The organism is Tannerella serpentiformis, from assembly GCF_003033925.1.
Taxonomy (GTDB): Bacteria; Bacteroidota; Bacteroidia; order Bacteroidales; family Tannerellaceae; genus Tannerella; species Tannerella serpentiformis.
In genome coordinates this window covers 1,850,287-1,875,164 of sequence record NZ_CP028365.1, presented here as the reverse complement: position 1 = coordinate 1,875,164, position 24,878 = coordinate 1,850,287, and the positions used below count along the sequence as shown (strand labels likewise).

At 58.2% G+C, this 24,878-nt stretch carries 16 protein-coding genes and 1 pseudogene; 15 read left to right on the top strand and 2 right to left on the bottom strand.

Annotated features, from left to right (window positions below):
• Positions 1-65 precede the first annotated feature (65 nt).
• On the bottom strand, positions 66-3,377 hold the full coding sequence (locus C7123_RS07905) for a TonB-dependent receptor (protein ID WP_069174667.1): 3,312 nt from the start codon (positions 3,375-3,377) through the stop codon (positions 66-68).
• Positions 3,378-3,520: 143 nt separating this feature from the next.
• Positions 3,521-4,969: a bifunctional metallophosphatase/5'-nucleotidase gene (locus tag C7123_RS07900; protein WP_069174666.1), complete on the bottom strand. Its 1,449-nt coding sequence runs from the start codon at positions 4,967-4,969 to the stop codon at positions 3,521-3,523.
• A gap of 829 nt (positions 4,970-5,798) precedes the next feature.
• Between C7123_RS07900 and ilvD the strand changes: the two genes are divergently transcribed.
• The 15 genes and pseudogenes from ilvD (at position 5,799) to folE (ending at position 24,422) form a co-directional block, all read left to right on the top strand.
• Positions 5,799-7,580, top strand: a complete 1,782-nt coding sequence (gene ilvD / locus C7123_RS07890; protein WP_069174664.1) for a dihydroxy-acid dehydratase — start codon at positions 5,799-5,801, stop codon at positions 7,578-7,580.
• A gap of 50 nt (positions 7,581-7,630) precedes the next feature.
• A complete protein-coding gene (gene ilvB / locus C7123_RS07885; RefSeq protein WP_038012344.1) occupies positions 7,631-9,325 on the top strand; it encodes a biosynthetic-type acetolactate synthase large subunit in 1,695 nt (564 codons plus the stop codon).
• Between the two features lie 3 nt (positions 9,326-9,328).
• On the top strand, positions 9,329-9,922 hold the full coding sequence (gene ilvN / locus C7123_RS07880) for an acetolactate synthase small subunit (protein WP_069174663.1): 594 nt from the start codon (positions 9,329-9,331) through the stop codon (positions 9,920-9,922).
• 159 nt (positions 9,923-10,081) lie between these two features.
• Positions 10,082-10,819: an acyl-[acyl-carrier-protein] thioesterase gene (locus C7123_RS07875; protein ID WP_069174662.1), complete on the top strand. Its 738-nt coding sequence runs from the start codon at positions 10,082-10,084 to the stop codon at positions 10,817-10,819.
• A gap of 249 nt (positions 10,820-11,068) precedes the next feature.
• A complete protein-coding gene (gene ilvC / locus C7123_RS07870) occupies positions 11,069-12,112 on the top strand; it encodes a ketol-acid reductoisomerase (RefSeq protein WP_037984145.1) in 1,044 nt (347 codons plus the stop codon).
• A 657-nt stretch (positions 12,113-12,769) separates the two neighbouring features.
• On the top strand, positions 12,770-14,281 hold the full coding sequence (locus C7123_RS07865) for a 2-isopropylmalate synthase (protein WP_069174661.1): 1,512 nt from the start codon (positions 12,770-12,772) through the stop codon (positions 14,279-14,281).
• Between the two features lie 189 nt (positions 14,282-14,470).
• Entirely contained in the window at positions 14,471-15,868 is a 1,398-nt protein-coding gene (leuC, locus tag C7123_RS07860) for a 3-isopropylmalate dehydratase large subunit (RefSeq protein WP_069174660.1), read from the top strand.
• Positions 15,869-16,092: 224 nt separating this feature from the next.
• A complete protein-coding gene (gene leuD / locus C7123_RS07855) occupies positions 16,093-16,689 on the top strand; it encodes a 3-isopropylmalate dehydratase small subunit (protein WP_069174659.1) in 597 nt (198 codons plus the stop codon).
• A 30-nt stretch (positions 16,690-16,719) separates the two neighbouring features.
• Positions 16,720-18,227: pseudogene (locus C7123_RS07850) on the top strand (alpha-isopropylmalate synthase regulatory domain-containing protein).
• Positions 18,228-18,824: 597 nt separating this feature from the next.
• The gene (locus tag C7123_RS07845) at positions 18,825-20,252 is read left to right on the top strand and encodes a LysM peptidoglycan-binding domain-containing protein (protein ID WP_237269297.1); all 1,428 of its coding nucleotides are present in this window, start codon (positions 18,825-18,827) and stop codon (positions 20,250-20,252) included.
• Between the two features lie 245 nt (positions 20,253-20,497).
• Positions 20,498-21,073 carry a DUF1599 domain-containing protein gene (locus C7123_RS07840; RefSeq protein ID WP_069174658.1) on the top strand — a complete coding sequence of 192 codons (576 nt, stop codon included), beginning with the start codon at positions 20,498-20,500 and terminating at the stop codon, positions 21,071-21,073.
• Positions 21,063-22,328: a BT_3928 family protein gene (locus C7123_RS07835; RefSeq protein WP_107490627.1), complete on the top strand. Its 1,266-nt coding sequence runs from the start codon at positions 21,063-21,065 to the stop codon at positions 22,326-22,328. Before C7123_RS07840 ends, C7123_RS07835 begins: the two co-directional genes overlap by 11 nt.
• Complete coding sequence (tpiA, locus tag C7123_RS07830) at positions 22,325-23,080, top strand: triose-phosphate isomerase (RefSeq protein WP_069174656.1); 756 nt, start codon at positions 22,325-22,327, stop codon at positions 23,078-23,080. The genes C7123_RS07835 and tpiA overlap by 4 nt, the downstream gene beginning before the upstream one ends.
• Positions 23,081-23,223: 143 nt before the next feature.
• The gene (locus C7123_RS07825) at positions 23,224-23,835 is read left to right on the top strand and encodes an SPOR domain-containing protein (protein WP_083206769.1); all 612 of its coding nucleotides are present in this window, start codon (positions 23,224-23,226) and stop codon (positions 23,833-23,835) included.
• Positions 23,832-24,422 carry a GTP cyclohydrolase I FolE gene (folE, locus tag C7123_RS07820; protein WP_037983992.1) on the top strand — a complete coding sequence of 197 codons (591 nt, stop codon included), beginning with the start codon at positions 23,832-23,834 and terminating at the stop codon, positions 24,420-24,422. Before C7123_RS07825 ends, folE begins: the two co-directional genes overlap by 4 nt.
• Positions 24,423-24,878 lie beyond the last annotated feature (456 nt).

Genomic DNA, 24,878 nt, shown 5'->3' with positions numbered 1-24,878 from the left:
GAGAAAGATCCGCCCAAACAGCTCCATAAAACAATCATCCAATAAATTCCAAACAGCTTCTCAGTTTAGTTGAAGATGTAACGCAAGCCGATCTGCATCTGCCAGCAGTTAGAACTGTTGCGATACGGTTCGTAGGTGCGGCTGTAAAGCTCCTTCTTCTTATTGACGGTGTTGTAACCCATCGAGTAGGTGGGCACGCCGTTGGCATCCTTGCCCTCGTAGCGGAGGATCTTGCCGTAGTTGCTGGGCGAGGTGGTCTGCGTCACACCCCAGGAGCTTTTCAGCAGGTTGCCGACGTTGAGGATGTCAAACGAGAGCTGCAGCGTGTGGATGGCTTTGCCCGCGCGCAGGCGGAAGTCTTGCGTCACCTTCAGGTCGAAGCGGTGTACCCACGGCAAGGCTGCGCCGTAAGCCTCGGCATACTCGCCCTTGTGGGCGCTCAGGTACTTGTCTTGCTCCACGAAGCGCCAGAAGGCTTCGGCCTGCTCGGCGGCGGTGAAGCCGTTCTTGTCGACAAACTTCAGCTCGTCTTTCGTGCGGGGAATGTACATGAGGTCGAAGGAGTTCTTGTCGCCATTCATGTCGTTGCTGTAATAGTAGTTGTACATGCCGGAGGAATAGGCGGCGTAGTAGAGGCCGACGGAGGTCGCAAAGTACTTGCCGTAGTCCTTGCGATAGGTCAAGGAGGCGATGAGCTTGTCCGGCGTGAGGTACTGCGCATTGTGGAGCTCGGCGTTGTTGGGGCCGTCGACGGCATAGAGACCCTGCCAGGTGGAGTAGGCTTGATTACCGGGCAGGCCGGTGATCTCTTTCGCCCACTGGTGGGTGTAGGAGAACATGAGGTTCAGATCCTTGATCGGCTCAGCGGTCACCATGGTGTTGAAAGAGGCGCTGTAACCGCGCGTATCGTTGTCGAGGATGACGGCACCACCGGTCACATTCTTATCCACCAAGTAGTTGCCCGTGGTGGAAGTAGAGTAATCCAGACGGTTGTCGGGGCCAGCGAAGCGACTGAGGTTGCCGTTGTTGACGATGTTCCAGTTGCGCATCACGACGTTGTAGATGTCCTTGTTATACATCCCTTCCACGGTCAGGGTCAGCGGGAAAGAAACGGGCAGGCGATAGTCCACGGCGAGCGTGTTCTTCCAGATCTGCGGCATTTTGAAGTCATCCGCTATGCCCGCGATCGAGGCGCGTGAGGCGGTGGAGTTCGGGTCGCCATAGATCGGCGTCGTGGGGGCGTCGAGGAGCTTGATCATGTCGTCCACGTTGGTGAGCATGTTGTTCTTGAACTTATCGAGTGTCTTGGCGTCGGTCACGGTGATCGTGTTCTGGATCATCGCGCTGTTGGTCGGCATATTGACTAAGAAGACCAAGGGCACGCGGCCGGTGAAGACGCCCGTACCACCACGCACGACCAAGGAGCGATCGCCGTTGATGTCGTAGTTGAATCCTACGCGCGGCGAGAGGAGTACGGAGGTTTTGGGCCACTTGCCGGTGTTGACACGCGGCGACTGGAAGGAGGCGTAGTTCGGGTCGTTCTTAGCCACGAAATGGTCGCGCCAGTTGAGCTTCAGGTAAGCCTGATTCGTTTCGATGGGCGTGACGAAGTTCGTCATGTCTGCACGCAGGCCGTAGGTCAGTTTGAAACGGTCGGTCACGTTCCATTCGTCTTGCAAGAAGAGGCCGGACTGGATGAAGGCCACTTCCGAAGCCGGATTCTTATCGCCGTTATAGCCGTAGGTCAGACCGAAAGCGATGGGCGCATTGCCAGCCTTGAAGTCTTCGAACGAAGCGTATTTGTAGTAGCCCGTACCATAGCGCATGTAGGTGTTGATGGCCTTCTGATACTCCACGTTCAGACCGCCGATGAGACGGTGCGAACCGATGGTCCAGGTGAGATGGTCCTGCAGGTTGAGGACGTTATTCTGCGATCCGGTGGTCCAGGTAAAGAGCTCGTAACCGGCCGACATAAAGGCATCGCCCGCACCGTCCCAAATGTCGATGAAGGGGAAGGGCTTGGAGGTGGAGTTACGCTTGTCGTGGATGTCGGAGTAGGTGAAGAGGATGCGGTTCTGGAGCGTGTTGCTGAAGCGGCTGTTAAGCTCGCCGGTGACGGACCAGACGTTGTTCTCCATCCCGTAGCAGGAGTTGCGGAAAGAGAAGGCCTTGTCAGAGATGCGGCTCGACGAGGCGCGTGGATTGATGCCCGACGTCCAGTTGGGCTCATTGATGTGCGAGTTCGTGGTGTAGTTGAAGCGCACGCTCAGCTTGTGGGCGTCGTTGATGTTCCAGTCCAGACGGGCCAGGGCCTTGTAGTTCTTCGTGCCGCCGTCGCTGAAGTCGGTGTAGGAGCCGGGCTCGTAGCCGTACTTGTCGCGGAGGATCTTGGCGAAGGCTTCCATGTCGGCCGCCGTGACGCGTGAGGTCTGCGTGGCGCCGTTGCCCACGCCGTCGGTGGAGACGTGATACTTCGTGATCGGGTTGGGCGAGTTCTCGTACTCTCCGTTGATGAAGAAGAAGAGCTTGTTTTTGATGATCGGTCCGCCGAGCGTGAAGCCGTACGTCTCGGTGCGTTCGCGAGCGCGGTCGCCGAGGTCGTGACCGTCGACGGTGTTCCCGCGCAGGCTCTCGTTGCGGTGGTAGGTGTAAGCCGTACCCTTAAGGGTGTTCGTACCCGACTTGGTGATGGCGTTGATGCCGCCGCCCATGAAGTTCGTTTGGCGCACATCGAAGGGCGCTACGACCACCTGAAGCTCCTCGATAGCGTCGAGCGAGATCGGGTTACCGCCACCGGGCAGGGTGCCCGAGAGGCCGAAGTTGTTGTTCAGGTTCGCCCCATCGACGGTGAACGTGTTCGTACGTCCGTCACGGCTGGCGATCACGGTGCCGCCGCCCGAGTAAGGCGACATACGCGTGAAGTCCGTCAAGCTGCGGTTGATGGAGGGCAGGAGTTGCAGCTGTTGCTTGGAGACGTTCGTCGAGGCGCCCGTCTTCAGTCCCGTGAACTTCGACGAGGCGGCGGTGACGACCACCTCGTTCAGTGTCAAGTCGTCGCGGAGCACCGCGTCCAGCGTCGCCATTTCGCCCAATTGGAGCGTCACGTCGCGATACTCGACGGACTTCAGCCCGACGTACGACATGGTGATCTTGTACGGCCCGCCGGGGCGCATACCCTCGATCGAATAGCGACCGTCGGCGTTCGTGACGGCGCCGTACTGCGTGCCCGAAGGCTCATGCACGGCCACGATGGCGGCGCCGATGAGCGCTTCGCCCTCCTGGTCTGCGATCTTTCCGCCGATGGCGGACGTTGTGATCTGTGCCGATGCAATGGCTGGCAAGATCACTGCTAACAATAGCAGATAGATTCTCTTCATGATCAATGCGTGTTTAGTGTGACATATAATAAATAGTTAGAGCCAGTGTCTGGAAGGCGGCCCTTTCGGTGTCCGCCCGTGTGCTTATAAAAGAAGGAGCGGCGACGAAGCCTTCATGCACTTCGTTGCCACCCCTTGCCTTTCTATTCTTCGATCAGCTTAGTCCGCGGAGCTTGCGGAGCAATCTCTTTGCGGCTGCGGATGTATTCAATAATGGTTTCTTCGGACGACTTGCCCGTGGGCTTCGCAGCGCGCGCATGCGAGAACTTGTAGGCCGACACGATGTAGTCGTTCAGCGCCACGCGATAGTATCGGCCCTCCTCGAGTGGTCGGCCGTCGGGGAACGCCATCTCGATGCGATCCGGCTCGCCGTTCTTCGTGTAGAGCGTGTAGGTCATGCCCGAGACGAGCAGGTCGACGGCGTGGCGACGCTTGTTGTAACGATGCGACACGCGGATCAGGTCGCGCATCTCCGCCGGCGTCAGTTCCACCACGTTCACCTCGTTGCCGAAGGGATCCATCTCGTAGACCATCTTGGCCGTCATGTCGCCCGGCTCAAGCGCCCCGATGCGTATGCCGCCGGCGTTTTGGAAGGCGAAGTCGGCACCGTTCATGGCCGCTTCGGCATCCGTCACGAGGTTGCCCAGCCCTTCCTTACCCTCGATCCGCGCCGTGACACGGCCGATCACTTCGTTCAGCGGCGACTCGTCGTAAAACTTCTTGATGGCGGCCTTCACGGTCGCGTCCTCCGCCGTCATACTGGCCACGGGGATCAGCCGATTGCGCCTCGCAACAACCTTACGTCCGCGCAGCGTCAGCTCCGTACGCCCAACATATTGCAGGTATTCGCCCGCTTGGGTGATGAGTACGCCGTTGACCACTACGCCCGTGTCGAGGCGCGTATGCGAATGCCCGCCCACGATCAGGTCAAGCTCCGGCATCCGCTCGGCGAGCTTCTTATCTTCCTCCACGCCCATGTGGTTGAGGGCGAGGAAGACGTCGCAGCGCTTCCGCATATCGCGCAGCTTCGTAAGCTCCTCGACCGGTTCGGTGAACGTTAGGCCGGTGAGGCGCCCCGGGTGCGACGACGGGATGAGCCGCCCGCTGATCGCCTCCACCTGTATGCCAGAGATGATGCCGAGGCGCAGGCGGCCGACCCGGATCACCGTCGACGGCTCCGGCTGATGGATCTCGGCGCCCTCGCCGACGTGCAGGTTGGCGCAGAGGAAGGGGAACCGGGCCTGACGGATGCGTTCGGAGAGGACACGTTGGCCGTAGTCAAACTCGTGGTTTCCGACAGCCGATGCGCGGTATCCGACGCGGTTCATGAGGTCAATGATGGGGTAGCCCTTGCCCGGCCGATCGCAATGATCCACCACGGGGTTGCCCGAGAATAGGTCGCCACCGCTGAGCACGACGACGCGCCCCGGGTGTGCCTTTTGTTCTTGGCTGACGAAGGCGGTCACCTTCGCATAATCGTCGATATGCGCGTGCATATCGTTCGTCGAAAGGATGACGAGCTGCGTCTCCTTCGTCGTGCTACAGGCGGCGAATCCGACGGCGATCATCCATAGAATGAAGATCCTTTTCATGTGTGCTATCTCTTCTTGCTGTTATTTCTTTTAAGGCAAAGGTACACAGCTGTTCAAAATCATTAAAACGGAAACGAAGAGATCCATCTATCCGCCCCACGTGCAGAAAATGAGCGGCCCAATAAGCGTCGGAGGCGACGCGCACAACGTCCAGCGGCCGATGCCTCAGCGCGCACTCCGCCCCAAGCGATCAGCGGCGCCCACAGAGCCGTCCGGGGACTGTCCCTCGGGCGGCTCTTGCGCTATATATATAGGTATGTCGTCGATCAGATCGATCCATAGCATCCGTAGGACCAAAAGCCTGAGGAAATCGCTCGCCACAAACTTTTTCGGCTCATTTCCTCAGGAAATCGGCCGCCACAAAACTTTTTCAGCCAAAAGCCTGAGGAAATCGACTGCCACAAGCGAAAAAGAAGGCATAGAGGACGGGGCGCAAGAGAATGGAATATTTTTCGGCCTTTTACGGGATATTGTAGAGATTTTTTTTGCCTGTTACAGAAACGGCTCTATCTTTGCCGCCGTTTCATGGCATATGTAAGATAAAAATGAAGTCCGTATATACACTTTCCGTCGTCCTATCGATTAATGTCATTATTATTCCAATGGCGTTACGGGAAGGGTGTAAACGATTCGGTTTTTGACAATTCGTTTTGTGCGAAAAAGGGCCTTTCTCATCAAGCGTGGGGAGGGCTTTTTTTTTGACATGTTGCCAAGAGCCTTCCCCCCTTTAGAAGGCATGAGGAAGACCCAGAGCCGCACAACAACGGAACAAACAGAAGAAATAAGAAGAATGGATTTACGTAGTTCAAAGAGTACACAGGGGCGCCGCATGGCGGGCGCCAGAGCGCTCTGGGCCGCCAACGGGATGAAGCGCGAACAGATGGGGCGACCCATCGTGGCCGTGGTCAACTCGTTCACGCAGTTTGTGCCCGGACACACACATCTGCATGATGTGGGGCAATTAGTGAAGCAAGAAATTGAGCGAATGGGCTGCTTCGCGGCCGAGTTCAACACAATAGCCATCGACGACGGCATCGCTATGGGGCACGACGGCATGCTCTACTCCCTGCCCTCGCGCGACCTTATCGCCGACAGCGTCGAATACATGGTGCAGGCGCACAAAGCCGACGCCATGATCTGCATCAGCAATTGCGATAAGATCACGCCGGGCATGCTTATGGCGGCCATGCGGCTGAACATCCCCGCCGTGTTCGTCTCCGGCGGACCCATGGAGGCGGGGCGCCACGGCGAGCGGTCGCTCGACCTCATCGATGCGATGGTGATGGCGGCCGACGCGTCCGTCACCGACGCCGAAGTGGAGGCCGTCGAGCGGAACGCCTGCCCCACCTGCGGCAGCTGTTCGGGCATGTACACGGCCAACTCGATGAACTGCCTCAACGAAGCCATCGGACTGGCGCTGCCGGGCAACGGCACGGTGGTAGCCACGCACGCAAATCGCCTACAACTCTTCCGTGACGCCGCCCGGCGAATCGTGGAGAACGCCTACCGCTATTATCGCGACGACGACGCCTCCGTGCTGCCGCGCAGCATCGCCACCCGTGCGTCCTTTCTCAACGCCATGCGGCTGGACATCGCTATGGGCGGATCGACCAACACGGTGCTTCACCTCTTGGCCATCGCTCACGAGGCGGAAGTGGACTTTACGATGGACGACATCGACGCCCTCTCGCGTGAGACACCCTGCCTCTGCAAGGTGGCCCCGAACTCGGAGAAGTATCATATCCAAGACATCAACCGCGCCGGCGGCGTGATGGCCATCCTCGGCGAACTCTCCCGCGCGGGTGTGCTCGACACCTCCGTTCGGCGTGTCGACGGACTGACGCTGGCCGAAGCCATCGACCGCTACGACATCCGTAGCCCGCACGTGACGGACGCCGCAAAGGCCGTCTATCACAGCGCGCCGGGCCTCCGCTTCAACCTCAAGATGGGGTCGCAACGCACCATCTACGACAAGCTCGACACGGATCGCGCCGAGGGTTGCATCCGCGACGTGGCGCACGCCTACTCGAAAGATGGCGGCCTGGCCATCCTCAAGGGCAACATCGCCCTGCGCGGCTGCGTGGTCAAGACGGCGGGCGTAGACGAACGCATCCTGTGCTTCAGTGGGCCGGCACGCGTCTTCCAATCGCAAGACGACGCCTGCGAGGGTATCCTCGGCGGACAAGTCAGCGCCGGCGATGTGGTCGTCATCACGCACGAGGGGCCGAAGGGTGGCCCCGGCATGCAGGAAATGCTTTATCCCACGTCGTACATCAAATCCATGCACCTCGGCGCCGAGTGCGCGCTCATCACTGACGGACGCTTCAGTGGCGGCACATCGGGGCTGAGCATCGGGCACATCTCGCCGGAAGCAGCCTCAGGCGGCGCCATCGGACTCGTCCGCACGGGCGACATCATCGACATCGACATCCCCGCGCGCACCATCAACGTGCGTCTCAGCGAGGCCGAACTGGCCGAGCGCCGGCGGGAGGAGGAGGCGCGTGGTGCGGAGGCGTGGCAACCACACCGCGACCGTACCGTATCGAAGGCTCTACGCGCCTACGCCAGCATGGTTTCATCGGCCGACGAGGGGGGCGTGCGAATCATCTAACATCCCCCTCAACTACTACTTTCTGACTACTTCTAACTATACGCTTATAAATGGAGAATAAGGATACAATAACCGGTGCGGAGGCATTACTCCGCGCATTGATAGCGGAGGGAACGGAGTGCATCTTCGGCTACCCTGGCGGACAGGCGATCCCAGTCTACGATTGCCTCTACGACTACCGCGACCGGCTGCGCCACGTCTTGGTGCGCCACGAACAGGGAGCCGCCCATGCGGCCCAAGGATTTGCTCGCGTCAGCGGACGCGTCGGCGTGGCGCTGGTCACGTCCGGACCGGGCGCTACGAACACCATCACGGGCGTAGCTGACGCTATGCTCGACAGCACCCCCATCGTCGTCATCACCGGACAAGTCCCCTCGCCCTTGCTGGGCACGGACGCCTTTCAGGAGGTCGACGTAATCGGCATCATGTCGCCCATCACGAAATGGGCCTACCAAGTGCGCCGCGCCGACGAGATCGCGTGGGCCGTGGCTCGCGCCTTCTACATCGCCTCCACCGGCCGACCCGGGCCGGTCGTGCTCGACATCTCAAAAGACGCGCAAGTGGGCCGGACGGTCTTCGAACACAAGCCCGTCGACTTCATCCGCAGCTATCGCCCGTGGCCCGAAATCAACGCCGAGCGTGTGGCAGAGGCGGCGGCCCTGATCGACGCAGCCGAGCGTCCCTTTGCGCTGGTTGGGCAGGGTGTCATCCTCAGCGGTGCCGAACAGCAGCTGAAGGACTTCCTCGAAAAAGCTGACATCCCCGCCGGAGCAACCATGCTGGGACTCTCCGCCATGCCCTCCGACTTCCGCCTAAACAAAGGCATGCTGGGCATGCACGGCAACGTCGGCCCGAATCGCAAGACGAACCAGTGCGACGTGCTCATTGCTATCGGTATGCGCTTCGACGACCGCGTTACGGGCGAACTCAAGAGCTATGCACGCCAGGCCAAGATCATCCACCTCGACATCGACGCCTCGGAGCAGGGGAAGAACGTCCGGGCCGACGTCAAAGTCTTAGGCGACGCCAAGGCCTCCCTCAGCGCCCTCACCAACGCCGTACGTCCGGCCCGCCACACGGCGTGGATCGAGTCGTTCGCCACGGACGAGGCCGAGGAGTGGGAAAAAGTGATCGAAAAAGAAATACACCCCACCGACGGGAAGCTGCACATGGGCGAAGTGGTGCGGCGCGTCTCCGAGGCCACGAACCATAACGCGGTGCTCGTGACCGACGTGGGGCAGAACCAAATGGTGGGCGTACGCTACTTCCAGTACACCCAGACGCGCAGCGTCGTCACCTCCGGCGGACTGGGCACGATGGGCTTCGGCCTGCCTGCCGCCATCGGCGCCAAGCTCGGCGCACCGGATCGCACCGTCTGCCTCTTCGTCGGCGACGGCGGATTGCAGATGACGATTCAAGAACTCGGCACCATCATGCAGGAGCGGCTGGACGTGAAGATCATCCTCCTCAACAACCACTTCCTCGGCATGGTGCGCCAATGGCAAGAACTGTTTTTCAACGAACGATATTCGGCTACGGAGATGGAAAACCCCGACTTTGTGGCCATCGCACGGGCGTTCCGCATTGCCTCGCGGGAGGTCAGCCGTCGCGAAGAGTTGGACGAGGCCGTCGAAGAAATGATGGCCACTGACGGGCCCTACCTCCTGGTGGCCGACGTAGAAAAATGCGGCATCATCTACCCGATGGTGCCCGCCGGAGCGAGTATCAGCAACATATTGATGTAACCCATGCAGACAAACGAAAAAAACATCGTAGCCCCCACGGACGGCCGCCGGCTCTACACCGTGATCATCTTCTCGGAGAACACCGTGGGCCTGCTCAACCAGATCACGATCATCTTCACCCGCCGACAGCTGAACATCGAGACGCTCTCCGTCTCGCCCTCAGCCATACCCGGCATCCATAAGTTCACCATTACGACCTACGCCGACGAGGTGATGATCGAAAAAGTCGTCAAGCAGATTGACAAGCGCGTGGACATTCTCAAATCGTATTACAACACCGATGAGGACCTCGTCTACCAAGAGATCGCGCTCTACAAACTGGCCACCGACAAGTTTATCCGCATGGGCGGCGTGGAAGATCTGATCCGTAAGTACGACGCCCGCATCCTCGAGATCAACGAAGACTGTGTCGTGGTGGAGATGAACGGGCATTACGAGGAAACGCAGGCGCTCTTTCACGAACTCAGCGACCGCATCGGCGTCCTCCAGTTCATCCGCTCGGGCCGAGTAGCCATCACCCGAAGCCGCGTCGAGCGACTGAGCGACATGCTTTCCACCATCGAAGAGGAGATGCACCAGAAAGGCAGCTCTTATTGAGCCGCCCGGGTAGTTACGGCCTAAAGGCGGGTAGTTATGCGGATGCACCGCGGTAGTTACAAGTAGCTATATGCTTGCTACTGTTTCTACCACTACCTCCGACTACTGCGTCGCAGCCGCATAACTACCCTCGACTATTTCTAACTGCATCAATAGAGTATGGATCCCATAGGCATATACGACTACACGACCGAGGCTTACTCGCTCGATTTCATGGGGCGCCTGCCCCTGCCCACGCTCGGCAACTATCTCCTCGACGCTGCCACGCGCCATGCCGAAGAGCGCGGCGCCGGATATACCGTGATGGAGGGCCGTGGCACGGCTTGGGTGCTCTCTCGCCTCGCCGTCGAGGTGATCGACACGGAGGGACTGACAGCCCCCATCCGCGTCAGCACGTGGGCCGAGGCCGTGGAGCGGATCTTCATCCGGCGCTGCTTCGAGGTGACGTCGGCGGCCACAGGCAAACCGCTGGCTTACGCCCGCTCCATCTGGGCGGCGATCGACAAAAACACGCGCAGACCGACCTCGCTCGTCGGGGCGTGGGCCGACCGGATGATGGTGCCCGACCGACACTGCCCGGTGGAGATCGCTGGACGTATCGCCGCCGCAGAAGAGGCGCCGGACAATGAACCTACCACACGCGTCGTTCGTTACAGTGACCTAGACATTAACGGTCACTTGAACAGTATCCGCCACATGGAGGCGATGCTCGATGGATTCGACCTCGAGACCTACCGCACGATGTGGGTGCAGCATTTCGAGATCTCTTATCACGCAGAAGGGCGCTACGGCACGCCGCTCGCGCTCTTCCGCCGCAAACTCGAACCGGGGGCGTTTGCCTGTGCGCTGGTCGACGGTGATCGCGCTGTCAGTCGGGCGCTGATCCGTTTTGTCTAAGGGGAGCGACGCTCCTCGCTCATTCTTTCTTTTCTTGTTTTGACATGCGCCCGAACGTGATCCATGCTTTCTTTTCTTCTCTTGATAGAAGAAAAGAAACAAAAGAAGATCAAGGCGTCAGGGACGCCGGCCAAGTTTGGCCGAGTGCTCGATGGCGTCTTTGATGATGCCGATGGGGATGGCCGGACGCAGGCGCATATTTCTGTTTTTTATAAGCATTCACCTAAACCCAATTATATAGATAACGATATGGCAAAAATGAATTTCGGCGGGGTTGAAGAAAACGTAGTTACCCGCGAAGAGTTTCCAGTTGTGAAGGCGCTTGAGGCGCTCAAAGGCGAGACAATCGCTGTGTTAGGTTATGGCGTACAGGGCCCCGGTCAGGCGTGCAACTTGCGCGATAATGGTTTCCATGTCATCGTGGGCCAGCGCCCCGGAAAGACGTACGAAAAAGCTGTTGCCGACGGCTGGGTGCCGGGCGAGACGCTGTTTTCTCTCGAGGAGGCGGCGGAGCGCGGCACGGTGATCTGTATGCTTCTCTCTGACGCGGCTCAGATCCAGTGCTGGCCGCAGATTAAGCCGCATTTGACGGCCGGCAAGACGCTCTACTTCTCGCATGGCTTTGCGATCACGTGGAGCGACCGCACGGGTATTGTGCCGCCGAAGGATATCGACGTCATCTTGGTTGCACCGAAGGGATCGGGCACGTCGCTGCGTACCCTCTTCGTTGAGGGACGGGGTATCAACTCCTCTTATGCCGTCTACCAGGATGTCAGCGGGCGGGCGCTCGATAAGACGCTGGCCATCGGCATCGGCATTGGCTCGGGATATTTGTTTGAGACGACCGTCGAGCGTGAGGCTGTCTCCGATCTGACCGGCGAGCGCGGCTCGCTGATGGGAGCCATCCAAGGACTCTTTGCAGCGCAGTATGAGGTACTCCGCGAGCACGGCCACACCCCCTCCGAAGCCTTCAACGAGACGGTGGAGGAGCTCACCCAATCGCTCATGCCTCTGGTTGCACAGCGCGGCATGGACTGGATGTACGCCAATTGTTCCACCACAGCCCAGCGCGGCGCCCTCGACTGGATGGGCCCCTTCCACGACGCCGTGAAGCCCGTTGTCGAGAAGCTCTACGACGAGGTGAAGACCGGACGCGAGGCTCAACGCTCGATCGACAGCAATTCGAAGCCCGACTACCGCGTTAAACTCGAGGCCGAGCTGAAGGCGCTTCGCGAGAGCGAGCTTTGGCAAACAGCCGTCACCGTACGCGGGCTGCGTCCGGAGGGCGTTTAATGGATCAGGCCGGGGCGGGAAGCGTCTCGCCCCGCCGTCGAGTCACTCGGCGGGAGCGCCTCAGTCTGAACGACTCCCGCCGAGAGGCTCTCCATTCACCCGTCACCACAGAGCATCCTCATCGCCCTTGCCATCGGCACTGCTCCCATGCGGATACACCTCGCTGCGCGAGGAAATAAGGTGTATCCGGTGTGGATACACCCCGCAGCGTGAGGAAATAGCACTGCCCCCGTGCGGATACGCCCCGTTGCGCAAGGAGATAGCGTGTATCCGGTGTGGATACACCCCGCTGCGCGAGGAAATAGCCCTGCTCCCATGCGGATACGCCCCGCTGCGCAAGAAAATAGCGTGTATCCGGTGTGGATACACCCCGCTGCGCAAGGAAACAGCCATGCTCCCGTGCGGATACGCCCCGCTGCGCAAGGAAATGGCGTGTATCCGGTGCGGACGCACCCTGTTTCGCGACGAAATGGCAGTGCTCCGGTGCGGATACACCCCGTTGCGCAAGGAAATAGCACTGCTCCCGCGAGGAGCATAGGTTTTTCCTGACGAAATGGCAGTGATCCCGTGCAGATACACGACGTTTATTTCATTTTATGCTTCCCCACACGCTTCTTTTTCCCCTTTTCTCTTTTCATTTTTAGCTACACAGAATAAATGGATAACAAACTCTACATCTTCGACACCACCCTGCGCGACGGCGAGCAGGTGCCCGGTTGCCAACTCAATACGGTCGAAAAGATCGAAGTCGCCAAAGCCCTCGAGACGCTCGGCGTAGACATTCTCGAAGCCGGATTTCCCGTCTCCAGCCCAGGCGACTTCCAGTCGGTCGTCGAAATCTCGAAAGCCGTCACCTGGCCCGTGATTTGCGCCCTCACCCGCGGCGTCAAGAAAGACATCGACGTGGCGGCGGAGGCCCTCCAATATGCCCGCCGCAAACGCATCCACACGGGCATCGGCACAAGCGACTACCACATTCAGTATAAGTTCCGATCGAACCGCGAAGAGATCATCGAGCGCGCTGTAGCCGCCACGAAGCACGCCAAAAGCTACGTGGAGGACGTGGAGTTCTACTGCGAGGACGCCGGACGCACCGATAACGAGTATCTGGCACGCGTCGTGGAGGCCGTCATCAAAGCTGGCGCCACGGTGGTCAACATTCCGGACACGACCGGCTACTGTCTGCCGAGTGAGTTCGGCGAGAAGATCCGCTACCTCATGGAGCATGTCGATGGCGTGCACAAGGCGGTCCTCTCCGTACACTGTCATAACGACCTCGGCATGGCGACGGCCAACACCATGGCCGGCGTTCTGGCCGGCGCACGCCAGGCGGAAGTGACCATCAATGGCATCGGCGAGCGCGCCGGCAACACCTCTCTCGAAGAAGTGGCCATGATCCTCAAGTGTCACCATGCGCGCCTCGGCATCGACACAAACATCAACACCCAGCGCATACACGCCACCAGCCGCCTCGTCTCCAGCCTGATGAACATGCCGGTGCAGCCCAACAAAGCCATCGTAGGCCGTAACGCCTTCGCGCACTCCTCCGGCATCCATCAAGACGGCGTGCTGAAGAACGTGCAGACGTACGAAATCATCGACCCCAAGGATGTGGGCATCGACGACAATAGCATCGTACTCACCGCCCGCAGTGGCCACGCGGCGCTCAAGCATCGCCTCGAAGTGCTCGGCGTAGACCTGGGCAGCCGCGAGAAGCTCGACAAAGTCTATCAGGACTTCCTCCGCCTGGCCGACCGCAAAAAAGAAATCAGCGACGACGACCTGCTCATGCTTGTCGGCGAAGACCGCAAGGCCCTCCATCGCATCAAGTTGGCCTACCTGCAAGTCACGTCCGGCGTCGGGGTGCGCTCCGTAGCCAGCGTAGCGCTCACGATCGCCGGCGAAACGTTCGAGGCCGCCTCTTCCGGCAACGGACCCGTCGACGCCGCCATCAAGGCCGTCAAGAGCATCATCCGCCGCAAAATGACCATCCGCGAGTTCCTCATTCAAGCCATCGACAAAGGCAGCGACGACATGGGCAAGGTACACATGCAAGTCGAGCACGAAGGCAATAACTACTACGGATTCGCCGCTAACACTGACATCATCGCCGCCTCCGTCGAGGCGTTCGTCGATGCCATCAATAAGTTTGAGGGAGCGAAAGGCTAACGGCTAAACACGGACTACTAAAAATGCCAAGCGCGGTAGGGAGGCCATCGGTTCGATTCGTTTTTTGCCTATCGTCCGCAGTTTCCCACCGCTGCTAATCTCGTTTTTAGCTTTGCGTTTTTAGCGTTCATCGCCTCCGATTACGTTTTTCACAGCTAACTTTTAGTTCACACCCGTTTTTCATTTTCAATGAATACCCTTTTCGACAAAATATGGGACGCCCACGTCGTCCAAACCGTGGCCGACGGCCCGACGCAGCTCTATATCGATCGCCTTTACTGTCACGAAGTGACGAGCCCCCAGGCCTTCGCCGGCCTTCGCCGTCGCCAGCTGCGCGTCTTCCGCCCCGACCAAGTTTTTTGCATGCCCGACCACAACACCCCCACGCACGATCAAGACAAACCCATCGAGGATCCCGTATCGCGCACCCAAGTCGACACGCTTGAGAAGAATGCAGCCGAATTTGGTCTCACGCACTTCGGCATGATGCATCCCAAGAACGGAATCATCCATGTCGTCGGCCCCGAGCGCGGCCTGACGCTGCCCGGCATGACCATCGTCTGCGGCGACAGCCACACCTCTACGCATGGCGCAATGGGCGCCGTAGCTTTTGGCATCGGCACCAGCGAGGTGGAGATGGCGCTGGCCTCGCAATGCATCCTGCAACAGAAACCCAAGACGATGCGCATCACCATCGACGGCCGACCCGGCCCGGGCGTCACCGCCAAAGACCTCGCACTCTATGTCATCGCCCGCATGACGACCGGCGGCGCCACCGGTTACTTTGTGGAATACGCCGGCGAGGCCGTCCGCAGCCTCACCATGGAGGGCCGACTGACGCTCTGCAATCTTTCCATCGAAATGGGCGCACGCGGCGGCATGATCGCCCCGGACGACGTCACGTTTGCCTACATCCACGACCGCGAGTATGCCCCTAAAGGCGACGATTGGGACCGCGCCGTGGCGCACTGGCGTACCCTCCGTAGCGACGACGATGCCGTCTTCGACCGGGAGATCCGTTTCGACGCCGCCGACATCGAGCCGATGATTACCTACGGCACCAACCCAGGCATGGGCATGGGCATTACGCAGACCATCCCCACGGCCGAGAGCGTTCCCGAAAGTAGTCGCGCGTCGTATCGCCGCTCCCTCGATTACATGGGCCTCACGGCTGGCAGCCAGCTGCTCGGCATGCCCGTGGACTATGTTTTTTGTGGCTCCTGCACCAACGGACGGATCGAAGACTTCCGCGCCTTCGCGTCGCTGGTCAAAGGCAAACGCAAAGCCCCAGGTGTGACGGCGTGGCTCGTGCCCGGCAGCTGGATGGTCGATGCGCAGATCCGCCGCGAAGGCCTCGACAAGATTTTTACCGATGCCGGCTTCGAGCTGAGGCAGCCCGGCTGCTCGGCCTGCTTGGCGATGAACGATGACAAGATCCCCGCCGGGAAATATGCCATCTCGACCTCCAACCGCAACTTCGAAGGCCGTCAAGGCCCCGGTGCCCGCACCCTGTTGGCTGGCCCCCTTGTTGCCGCCGCGGCCGCCGTCACCGGCGTAGTCACCGATCCCCGAAGCATGATGGGTTAAACAGTGCGCAGCCAACCCCTCGACATCAGCAATGACCGCCTCGCATACTCGGCCATCCTCCCCGCCTTCGATAGAGAGGACTGCGAGTATTGAGGCCTCCCCTTATACATTTATATATAGGATGACTGTCCGTGGGGGATTACCCATCATCTGGTATATCCTTATCACCCCCTAACGGGCCTCCGATTTTTCATCCTATTTATTCACCCCCTCGTCAAACGATTATGAACGAAAAATTCACCATCCTCCGCAGCACCTGCGTCCCCCTTCCACTCGAGAACGTCGACACGGATCAGATCATCCCCGCCCGCTTTCTCAAAGCCACTACGAAAGAGGGCTTCGGCGACAATCTCTTTTACGATTGGCGCTACGACAAGCAAGGCCAACCCATCCCCTCTTTCGTGCTCAATAATCCAGCCTACGCCGGCGCCCGCATCCTCGTCGCTGGCCGCAACTTCGGTAGCGGCTCGAGCCGAGAGCATGCCGCATGGGCTATCGCTGGCTATGGCTTCCGGGTCGTCGTCTCCAGCTTCTTTGCCGACATCCATAAGCAGAACGAACTGAACAATGGCGTCCTTCCCGTAGTCGTTACGGACGCCTTCCTCGCCCACCTCTTCGCCGCCATAGAGGCAGACCCGAAGACCGAGGTCGAGGTTGATCTTCCCGCCCAAACCATCACGCTACTCTCCTCCGACGAGAGCGCTCACTTTGAGATCAACAATTACAAGAAACATTGCCTCATGAATGGCCTTGACGACATCGATTTCCTCATCGAAAACCGCAACCTCATCGAGGCCTACGAACAAAACATCAATGCATAAGTCATGAATCAGAATCCCTCCACCATGCCCATGATCGAAATCATGGACACCACCCTGCGCGACGGCGAACAGACAAACGGCGTCTCTTTCACCGCCCATGAGAAGAAGAATATCGCTCGTCTACTCGTCAAAGAACTGAATGTAGACCGCCTCGAGATCGCCTCCGCGCGTGTCTCTGACGGCGAACTGGAGGCCGTCCGGCGCATTGCTCAATGGGCCAACGAAGCCGGATGCCTCGACCGCTTCGAAGTGCTCGGATTTGTCGATGGCGGACGGTCGCTCGCCTGGATTCGCGACGCCGGTTGCCGTACGATGAACTTGCTCTGCAAGGGTTCCCTGCGCCACCTCACCGAGCAACTCCGCCGGACTCCCGAACAGCACGCCGCCGACATCGCCGAAGAGGTACGCCGCGCCGAAGAGGTCGGCGTCACCGTCAATCTCTACCTCGAGGATTGGTCCAACGGCATAAACGATTCGCCGGACTACGTCTTCGCCCTCGTCGACGCGCTCCGTCACTTGCCCATCCGCCGCTTCATGCTGCCCGACACGCTCGGCGTCCTCAACCCCGAAACGACCTACGAATTTTGCCGTCGCATGACCGAGCGCTATCCTGAACTCCATTTCGATTTCCACGCCCACAACGACTACGGTCTGGCCGTAGCGAACACCTACATGGCCATTCGCGCTGGCGTCCGCGGCGTACACGTCACCATCAATGGCCTTGGCGAACGTGCCGGCAACGCCACATTCAGCAGCACCGTGGCCGTCATCCACGACCAGCTCCACTATCGCACCGCCATCCGCGAAGCTGGCATCTATCGCGTCAGCAAAAGCGTCGAGACCTACTCCGGCATCCATATCTCCCCCAACCAGCCCATCGCAGGCGAGAACGTCTTCACCCAATGTGCTGGTGTACATGCTGACGGCGACGCCAAGAGTAACCTCTACTGTAACCCGCTCGTTCCCGAGCGCTTCGGCCGTACCCGTGAGTACGCCCTCGGCAAAACATCCGGCAAAGCCAACATCCGCAAGAACCTCGAAGCCCTCGGCATTGAGTTGGACGATGAGACGATGAACAAAGTGACCGAACGCGTCGTAGAACTTGGTGACAAAAAGGAGCTCCTCACCCAAGAAGACCTCCCCTACATTGTTTCTGACGTCCTCCGCCATAACATCCACGGCAACCGCATCCGCATCCTCAACTACTCCCTCTCCCTCACCCACGGCCTTCGCCCCGTAGCCACGATCAAGATCGAAATCGATGGCCGCGTCTATGAGGAGACCGCGACGGGCGACGGACAATATGATGCCTTCGTAGCCGCCCTACAGAAGATCTACAAATCACTCGGCCGCACCCTCCCCATGCTCACGAACTACGCCGTTACCATCCCCCCGGCGGCCGCACCGATGCGTTCGTCCAGACCATCATCACGTGGAGCCACAACGACACAGAATTCAAGACCCGTGGCCTCGATGCCGACCAAATCGAAGCAGCCATCAAGGCTACAGTCAAAATGTTGAACAAAATCGAATCCTAATCCAGCCCATACAAAGAGGGGCATGACTCTCCGGAGACGTTTCCAAAGACGCTGTTAGGAAAACGCGTCGGAGATCAGACCAAACAAATATGCAGATAGGCCTAAGGGAAGAGGTCTATTTGGAGATGTTACGCCGATAGGCTCAGAATATGTTCGGATCGTCCAAAATCACACTCCAAAACCTCTCCAAACACTGAGACCACCCAACGAAAGGTTATCCAACCCCTTCGAATGATGATCAAACCTATCCGTATGGTTATCCAAATCCGAGAAGAAGGGATGAAAAGAGTGCGTCAAGACCGAAATATGTTGTAAAACATGGTAGTCAGCTATTTCCCTGAAAATAAAACGGATGACGGGCTTATCAAGCCCCACACAAACACCTCCAAAGTGTCCAAAACCCGCTTTTTTTTGGCCGGTATGCTTGTTATACAGACCTTTGGGCGCTTTTTTTAGAGACGACAAACTATGAATGTATTACGAAATGTAAGCGTCTTGTGCTGCTTTGCCCTATTCTCCGTAGGAGGAAGCTACGCACAAAGAACTCACAACAAAAGGTTGCCGACACGTGTGCAACAAACCGTACGCTCTCGTACGATGGAACGTAAGGCGTCGGAATTGATCGCCGGTCACATAGACGTGACAAAAAAGAAGATGACGTCGGACAAGTTAGCCCCCGTCACCTACTCTTCCCAAGCAGAGCTTCTCCGTAATGAAGAGCTACGCTTCCCTGCCGACGAGCTCTATGCCTCGAGCTGGGACACCCGCTGGGTCAATCCGTTTCGCAGTAAGAATATTCCCTTCCCCGATTCATTCAGGGTCGACTGTTCATCATTTGTATGTCCCGTCGGAAAACGTCTGAAAATAAACTCAGAGTACGGCATACGTCGTCGCTGGATGCATCGCGGAATCGATCTCGATCTTAACATAGGCGATACGGTGCGTGCAGCCTTCAGCGGAAAAGTCCGGATCAAGAATTTCGAGCGCGGGGGCTATGGTAATTACCTCGTGATTCGCCATCCCAACGGTCTGGAAACTGTTTACGGACATCTGTCCGGATTCTTAGTGGGAGAAAATCAGATTGTCCTTGCCGGCCAGCCCATTGGCCTTGGAGGATCTACCGGACGCTCTACGGGTCCGCATCTTCACTTTGAGACCCGATTCTTGGGTGAAGCCTTCAATCCCCATGAAATCATCGACTTTAATAACGGCACCCCTCGCCGTGACTTCTACGTGATCCGTAAAAGTACCTTCCGAAGAAACGTCAACATTTATACATCTACCTCTGAACGCATCGTTTACCACCGCGTAAGACGAGGCGAATCAGTTGCTATGATTGCACGTAAGTACCACATTTCGGTAGCCGAACTCTGCCGCCTGAACGGACTCAGACGTAAGTCGCGCCTACGTGTCGGACAGGCTCTTCGCTGCGGGAAGATCTATATCACTACTCCTAAACGTAAAATTGCCGAGGACGAAGCTGTAGCCTCAACGACAACCACGAACGTAGACCGTACCGTGGTACGTCCGGCGGCCTACCATCGAGTAGAAAGCGACGAAACGCTCATGTCTATCGCTCGTCAATACGGCACAACGGTCGATGCCCTCTGCAAGCTGAACAACATCCGCCCCACCTCTGCACTGAAACCGGGACAAAACATTTGCTATCGTGCAGAGCGCAAGATCTCCTTGGATAAGAATGGAGAGGCCATCGCTAAGGCTACACCCACGACTAAGGCCGAAGCATCCGCCGCCAGAAAAGTCGCTGACAATAGCGAATACATCGACGTGGATGACGATTCGGATAACGGCGCAGCAGTAGTTGCCCCAAAGGCTTCTAAAAAAATGACTCCTGGTGGGCGCAAAATCGCCACCAGCAAGCAGATTTATTATCGAGTGCGGAAAGGCGACACACTGAAGTCCATCGCACGTAGATACGGTATGACCGTCAACCAGCTCTGCCGCATCAATGGCCTCCGTAAAACCTCCAAGGTAAAAGTCGGGCGTTCGCTGCGTTGCTCATAAACACATAGAAACAACAGGGTTTTGGTGCACCGGTTACTGAAGGAGATGTCCGCATCTCCGCGGTAACAGGTGCACCTCTTTATTAATGTGAGTCCGATGTAAGAGTAAAGCCAGCAGAGAGTTGCTACGGAAACCATGCGATGGCCAAAACGTTTTTGGAAACGCTTTGGCTGTTACAGCCTCTATCAGAGACATACTCCAGGGATAAGAAACCTCCTTCTTTCGTCGAACTCACGTTTCATTATATGTCTATGTCAAAGACAGAAGAACAATTTGCTGCAGCCATCAAGGATTGCAGGGCAATGTTCAAAGCTAAACTGGCTGACTATGGCGCATCATGGCGCATCATGCGACCGACGTCGGTCACGGATCAGCTATTTATCAAGGCCAAACGCATCCGTACGTTGGAGGCGATCGGTGAGGATCACAGTCTCGTAGGCGAAGGCATACGGCCAGAGTTCGTCGCCATCGTCAACTATGGTATCGTCGGACTGATACAGCTGGAGCTGGGGGCGGTCGACAAGCCGGATATCGACCCGGAGCGGGCGCTCTCGCTCTATGACGCCCACATCAAGACGTCTACCACACTCATGCTGGCCAAGAATCACGACTATGGCGAGGCATGGCGCAGCATGCGCGTGGCCTCCTACACGGATCTGATCCTGATGAAGCTGAGTCGCGTCAAGGAGATCGAAGACCACCGCGGAAAGGTGGCCGTCTCCGAAGGGATCAGCGCCAACTATATGGACATCGTCAACTACGCTCTCTTCGGAATCATCAAACTCTCAACGGAAGAAATCACCCCTACACATCATGCGTAAAGAGACTCTCATCAAGATCATAGCCGAGCTCAGCCGGATATTGCTGGGCGTCACCTTCATCTTTTCGGGCACCGTCAAGGCTATCGACCCAGAAGGCACCATCATCAAAATGGGCGACTACTTCACTGCCTTCGGCTGGGGGCACGCCATATGGTCCGACGCGCTACTATCGTTCGCCATGATCGCCTTCGAGTTTATGCTTGGCGTCTGTGTACTGCTCGGTGTCCACCGCCGACTCTCCACACTGGGCATACTGATCTTCATGGCCATTATGACGCCCGTGACACTCTATCTGGCGCTCTACAACCCCGTGTCCGACTGCGGATGCTTTGGCGACGCACTGATCATCACCAACTGGCAGACGTTCTACAAAAACATCATCCTCTCAGCCGCAGCCATCATTGCCTTCATCTACTGTCGGCGGCTCACTCCCTGCTATAGCAACCGGGCACACTCCATCGTCGCACTCTTCGCCTTCGCTTTTGGCGTCGCCTTCTGCTACTGGAACTACAGCCACCTGCCGATGGTCGATTTCCGCCCCTATAAGGTCGGCGCCAACATCCCCAAGCTGATGGAGATCCCTGCTGACGCCCCGCAAGACGAATACGTCTTCATCTACCAAAAAGACGGCGTGCAGAAGGAGTTCAAGCTCGAGGAAGCACCCGCTGGCGACTCCACTTGGGTCTACGTTGACGCACGCTTAGTCAAGCAGGGCTTTATCCCGACGGTATCCTCCTTCGACCTATATAATGAAGCGGGCGACAATGTGGCCGGGGAGATCCTATCCGACGAGAAGCCAGTCTTACTGCTCATTTCGCCCCACTTGGAGCAGGCCAGCGAGGCACACGTTGCCGAGATCGAGGCCATCAGCGACTATGCCCGCACGGACGACCTACCGATCTACACCGTCACCGCCTCCAACGAGGCGCAATGCCACGAATGGGCTAAGCATACGGGGCTTGACATCCCCTTCCTCACGGCTGACGATGTGCTACTCAAAACCATCATCCGGTCAAATCCCGGGCTGGTGCTCATGAAGCAGGGCACAATACTCGACAAGTGGCACCACAACGACATCCCGACCCCCAACGAACTGCAAGCGCTCATCGAGGCTAACCACCCAAATCTCCGCTCCGCAGGCCGGATCTGGCTCTATACAGTCCTCGCTTTTGTCTTACCTTTGCTCCTGTTTTGGGGCTGCGACAGGGCCCTTAAACCGAAGAAATTAGGACAAGTAAAAAACGAACAGATATGAGAAAGCAAATTGTTGCAGGTAACTGGAAGATGAACACCACCCTGCCCGAAGGTTTGGCACTGGCCAAAGGCATCGACGAAGCACTCCGAGGCAAAACCGTCCATTGCGACGTCATTCTCGGCACCCCATTCACCCATCTGGCCTCCGTGGCCGCAGCCATCGACACAACGCGCATCGGCGTAGCTGCTGAGAACTGCGCCGACAAAGAGAAGGGCGCCTTCACCGGCGAAGTATCCGCCGCCATGATCGCCTCCACCGGTGCACGCTATGTCATCATCGGACACTCCGAACGCCGCGCCTACTATCACGAGACGCCCGAGATCCTCAAGGAGAAAGTACGCCTGGCACTGGCACACGGCCTGACGCCCATCTTCTGCGTCGGTGAAGTGCTGGCCGAACGTGAAGCGGACAAACACTTCGACGTCGTAGACGCGCAGATCCGCGAATCCCTCTTCGATCTTACGGCCGACGACTTCGGTCGCCTCATCCTCGCCTACGAGCCTGTCTGGGCCATCGGCACCGGAAAGACAGCTACCGCCGCTCAGGCACAGGAGATCCACGCACACATCCGCCAAACGATCGCCGCCAAGTATGGCGCCACGGTGGCCGACGCCACCTCCATCCTCTACGGCGGCAGTTGCAACGCTGGTAACGCCCGCGAACTCTTCGCCAACCCCGACGTGGACGGCGGACTCATCGGCGGCGCATCCCTCGAGGTCGAGAAGTTCCTCCCGATCATCGAAGCATTCTAAAGCATCCCCCTATTCCCTCCACCCCGATCCTCCCTGGCGCCCATTCTTTTCCATATCACCCCCTACTCTAGGCGCCCCCTCACGACAAGGAGGAAAAGGTGGAGGGATCTTCATGTCTATCTTACACACAAACGCACCACCTCATGAAACGATTCTTCTGCCTCTGCCTTTTGCTTTGCTGCAGCGGCGCACTGATGGCGCAAAACTCCATCTTCGACGAATTGGCGCGCAAGTCACCTAAATACGGCACCGTCACCATCCATCAGTCAGCGGCCATTCGCAAACTCGTCGGCGCCGTTATCCCCGCTGCGGATAAAGCGGACAAAGCCGACAGCAAGTCGGACAGTAAGTCCGACAGCAAATCCGACCTCGACTTCATTGCCGCCATCGCAGCCATCACGGGCAACACCAACGCCGCCGTTGAGCGCACCATCAACGACATCGAGCTGGCCCCCACGGAAAAGACCGAGGGCCACGCCTACCGCGTGCAAGTCTACTCCGGCAACAACCAACGCCAATCCATGCAAGAGGCCCAAACGATCGAATCGCAGATCAAACGCGCCTTCCCCAAGCTGAACGTCTTCCGTAGGTATCAAGCCCCCGTCTGGAAAGTCTTCGTCGGCCATTTCGGCACCTTCGAAGAAGCCATGTACATCAAGGAGCGCATCCATAAGACCTTCCCCGCCTACCGCGGCATGAAGGTCGTCCACGGTGAGCTCCCCAGATCGAGCAGCAACTCCAGCAGCAGCAAATGAAGGACTTACAAGATACTCCGGCCCTGCTTGAGGCACGCGAATCGCTCTGCGGACACTATCGCGATATCATCACCCTGCTGGGCGAAGACCCCAATCGCGAAGGCCTCCAAAAGACCCCCATGCGTGTAGCCAAAGCCATGCAATTCTTGCTCCGCGGCTACGACGAAGACCCCGAAGCGGTGCTCGCCTCAGCCATGTTTCAAGAAGAAGACTACAAGCAGATGGTCATCGTCAAGGACATCGACTTCTTCTCCCTCTGCGAGCACCACATCCTGCCCTTCTTCGGTAAGGTGCACGTGGCCTACATCCCCCGCCGTTACATCACGGGCCTGAGCAAGATCCCCCGCGTGGTCGACATCTTCTCCCACCGCCTCCAGATCCAAGAGCGCCTCACGCTACAGATCAAGGAGTGCATACAGAAGACCCTCAACCCGCTCGGCGTGATGGTCGTCGTCGAGGCCCAACACATGTGCATGCAAATGCGTGGCGTGGAGAAGCAGAACTCCCTCACCACCACGTCGGACTTTACGGGCGTCTTCCAGCAAGTCCAGACCCGCGAGGAGTTCATGAACCTCATCAAGAAATAAGCGCGCGCTCGACAAGCCAATAACTCATCGCGCCTTCACCCCGGACCTGGAGAGCCTCAACCCCTCTCCGTCCGGGGATTTTTGTTGCAGCCCACCCCGGTCCTTTTTTTCGGGCGCCCCAAGCATTCCCAGATCGGTATCAGCGCAGAATCACGGTTTCTGGACTGTTCCCGAGCGGTATCAACGCAGAATCACTGTTTCTGGGCCGTTCCCGAGCGGTATCAACGCAGAATCATTGATTCTGGAGCATTCCCGGACGGTATCAACGCAGAAACACGGTTTCTGGGCCGTTCCCGAACGGTATCAGCGCAGAATCATTGATTCTGGAGCATTCCCGAACGGTATCAGCACAGAATCACGGTTTCCGGAGCATTCCCGAACGGTATCAGCGTAGAATCACGGTTTCTGGACCGTTCCCAAACGGTATCAGCGCAGAGGCGCCGTCTCCCCGATCCC

Bases quoted from the DNA above. Each gene is read 5' to 3' on its own strand.
- C7123_RS07905 (WP_069174667.1), bottom strand. From the start codon at position 3,377: ATGAAGAGAATCTATCTGCTATTGTTAGCAGTGATCTTGCCAGCCATT.
- C7123_RS07900 (WP_069174666.1), bottom strand. From the start codon at position 4,969: ATGAAAAGGATCTTCATTCTATGGATGATCGCCGTCGGATTCGCCGCC.
- ilvD (WP_069174664.1), top strand. From the start codon at position 5,799: ATGGCGGGCGCCAGAGCGCTCTGGGCCGCCAACGGGATGAAGCGCGAA.
- ilvB (WP_038012344.1), top strand. From the start codon at position 7,631: ATGGAGAATAAGGATACAATAACCGGTGCGGAGGCATTACTCCGCGCA.
- ilvN (WP_069174663.1), top strand. From the start codon at position 9,329: ATGCAGACAAACGAAAAAAACATCGTAGCCCCCACGGACGGCCGCCGG.
- C7123_RS07875 (WP_069174662.1), top strand. From the start codon at position 10,082: ATGGATCCCATAGGCATATACGACTACACGACCGAGGCTTACTCGCTC.
- ilvC (WP_037984145.1), top strand. From the start codon at position 11,069: ATGGCAAAAATGAATTTCGGCGGGGTTGAAGAAAACGTAGTTACCCGC.
- C7123_RS07865 (WP_069174661.1), top strand. From the start codon at position 12,770: ATGGATAACAAACTCTACATCTTCGACACCACCCTGCGCGACGGCGAG.
- leuC (WP_069174660.1), top strand. From the start codon at position 14,471: ATGAATACCCTTTTCGACAAAATATGGGACGCCCACGTCGTCCAAACC.
- leuD (WP_069174659.1), top strand. From the start codon at position 16,093: ATGAACGAAAAATTCACCATCCTCCGCAGCACCTGCGTCCCCCTTCCA.
- C7123_RS07845 (WP_237269297.1), top strand. From the start codon at position 18,825: ATGGAACGTAAGGCGTCGGAATTGATCGCCGGTCACATAGACGTGACA.
- C7123_RS07840 (WP_069174658.1), top strand. From the start codon at position 20,498: ATGTCTATGTCAAAGACAGAAGAACAATTTGCTGCAGCCATCAAGGAT.
- tpiA (WP_069174656.1), top strand. From the start codon at position 22,325: ATGAGAAAGCAAATTGTTGCAGGTAACTGGAAGATGAACACCACCCTG.
- C7123_RS07825 (WP_083206769.1), top strand. From the start codon at position 23,224: ATGAAACGATTCTTCTGCCTCTGCCTTTTGCTTTGCTGCAGCGGCGCA.
- folE (WP_037983992.1), top strand. From the start codon at position 23,832: ATGAAGGACTTACAAGATACTCCGGCCCTGCTTGAGGCACGCGAATCG.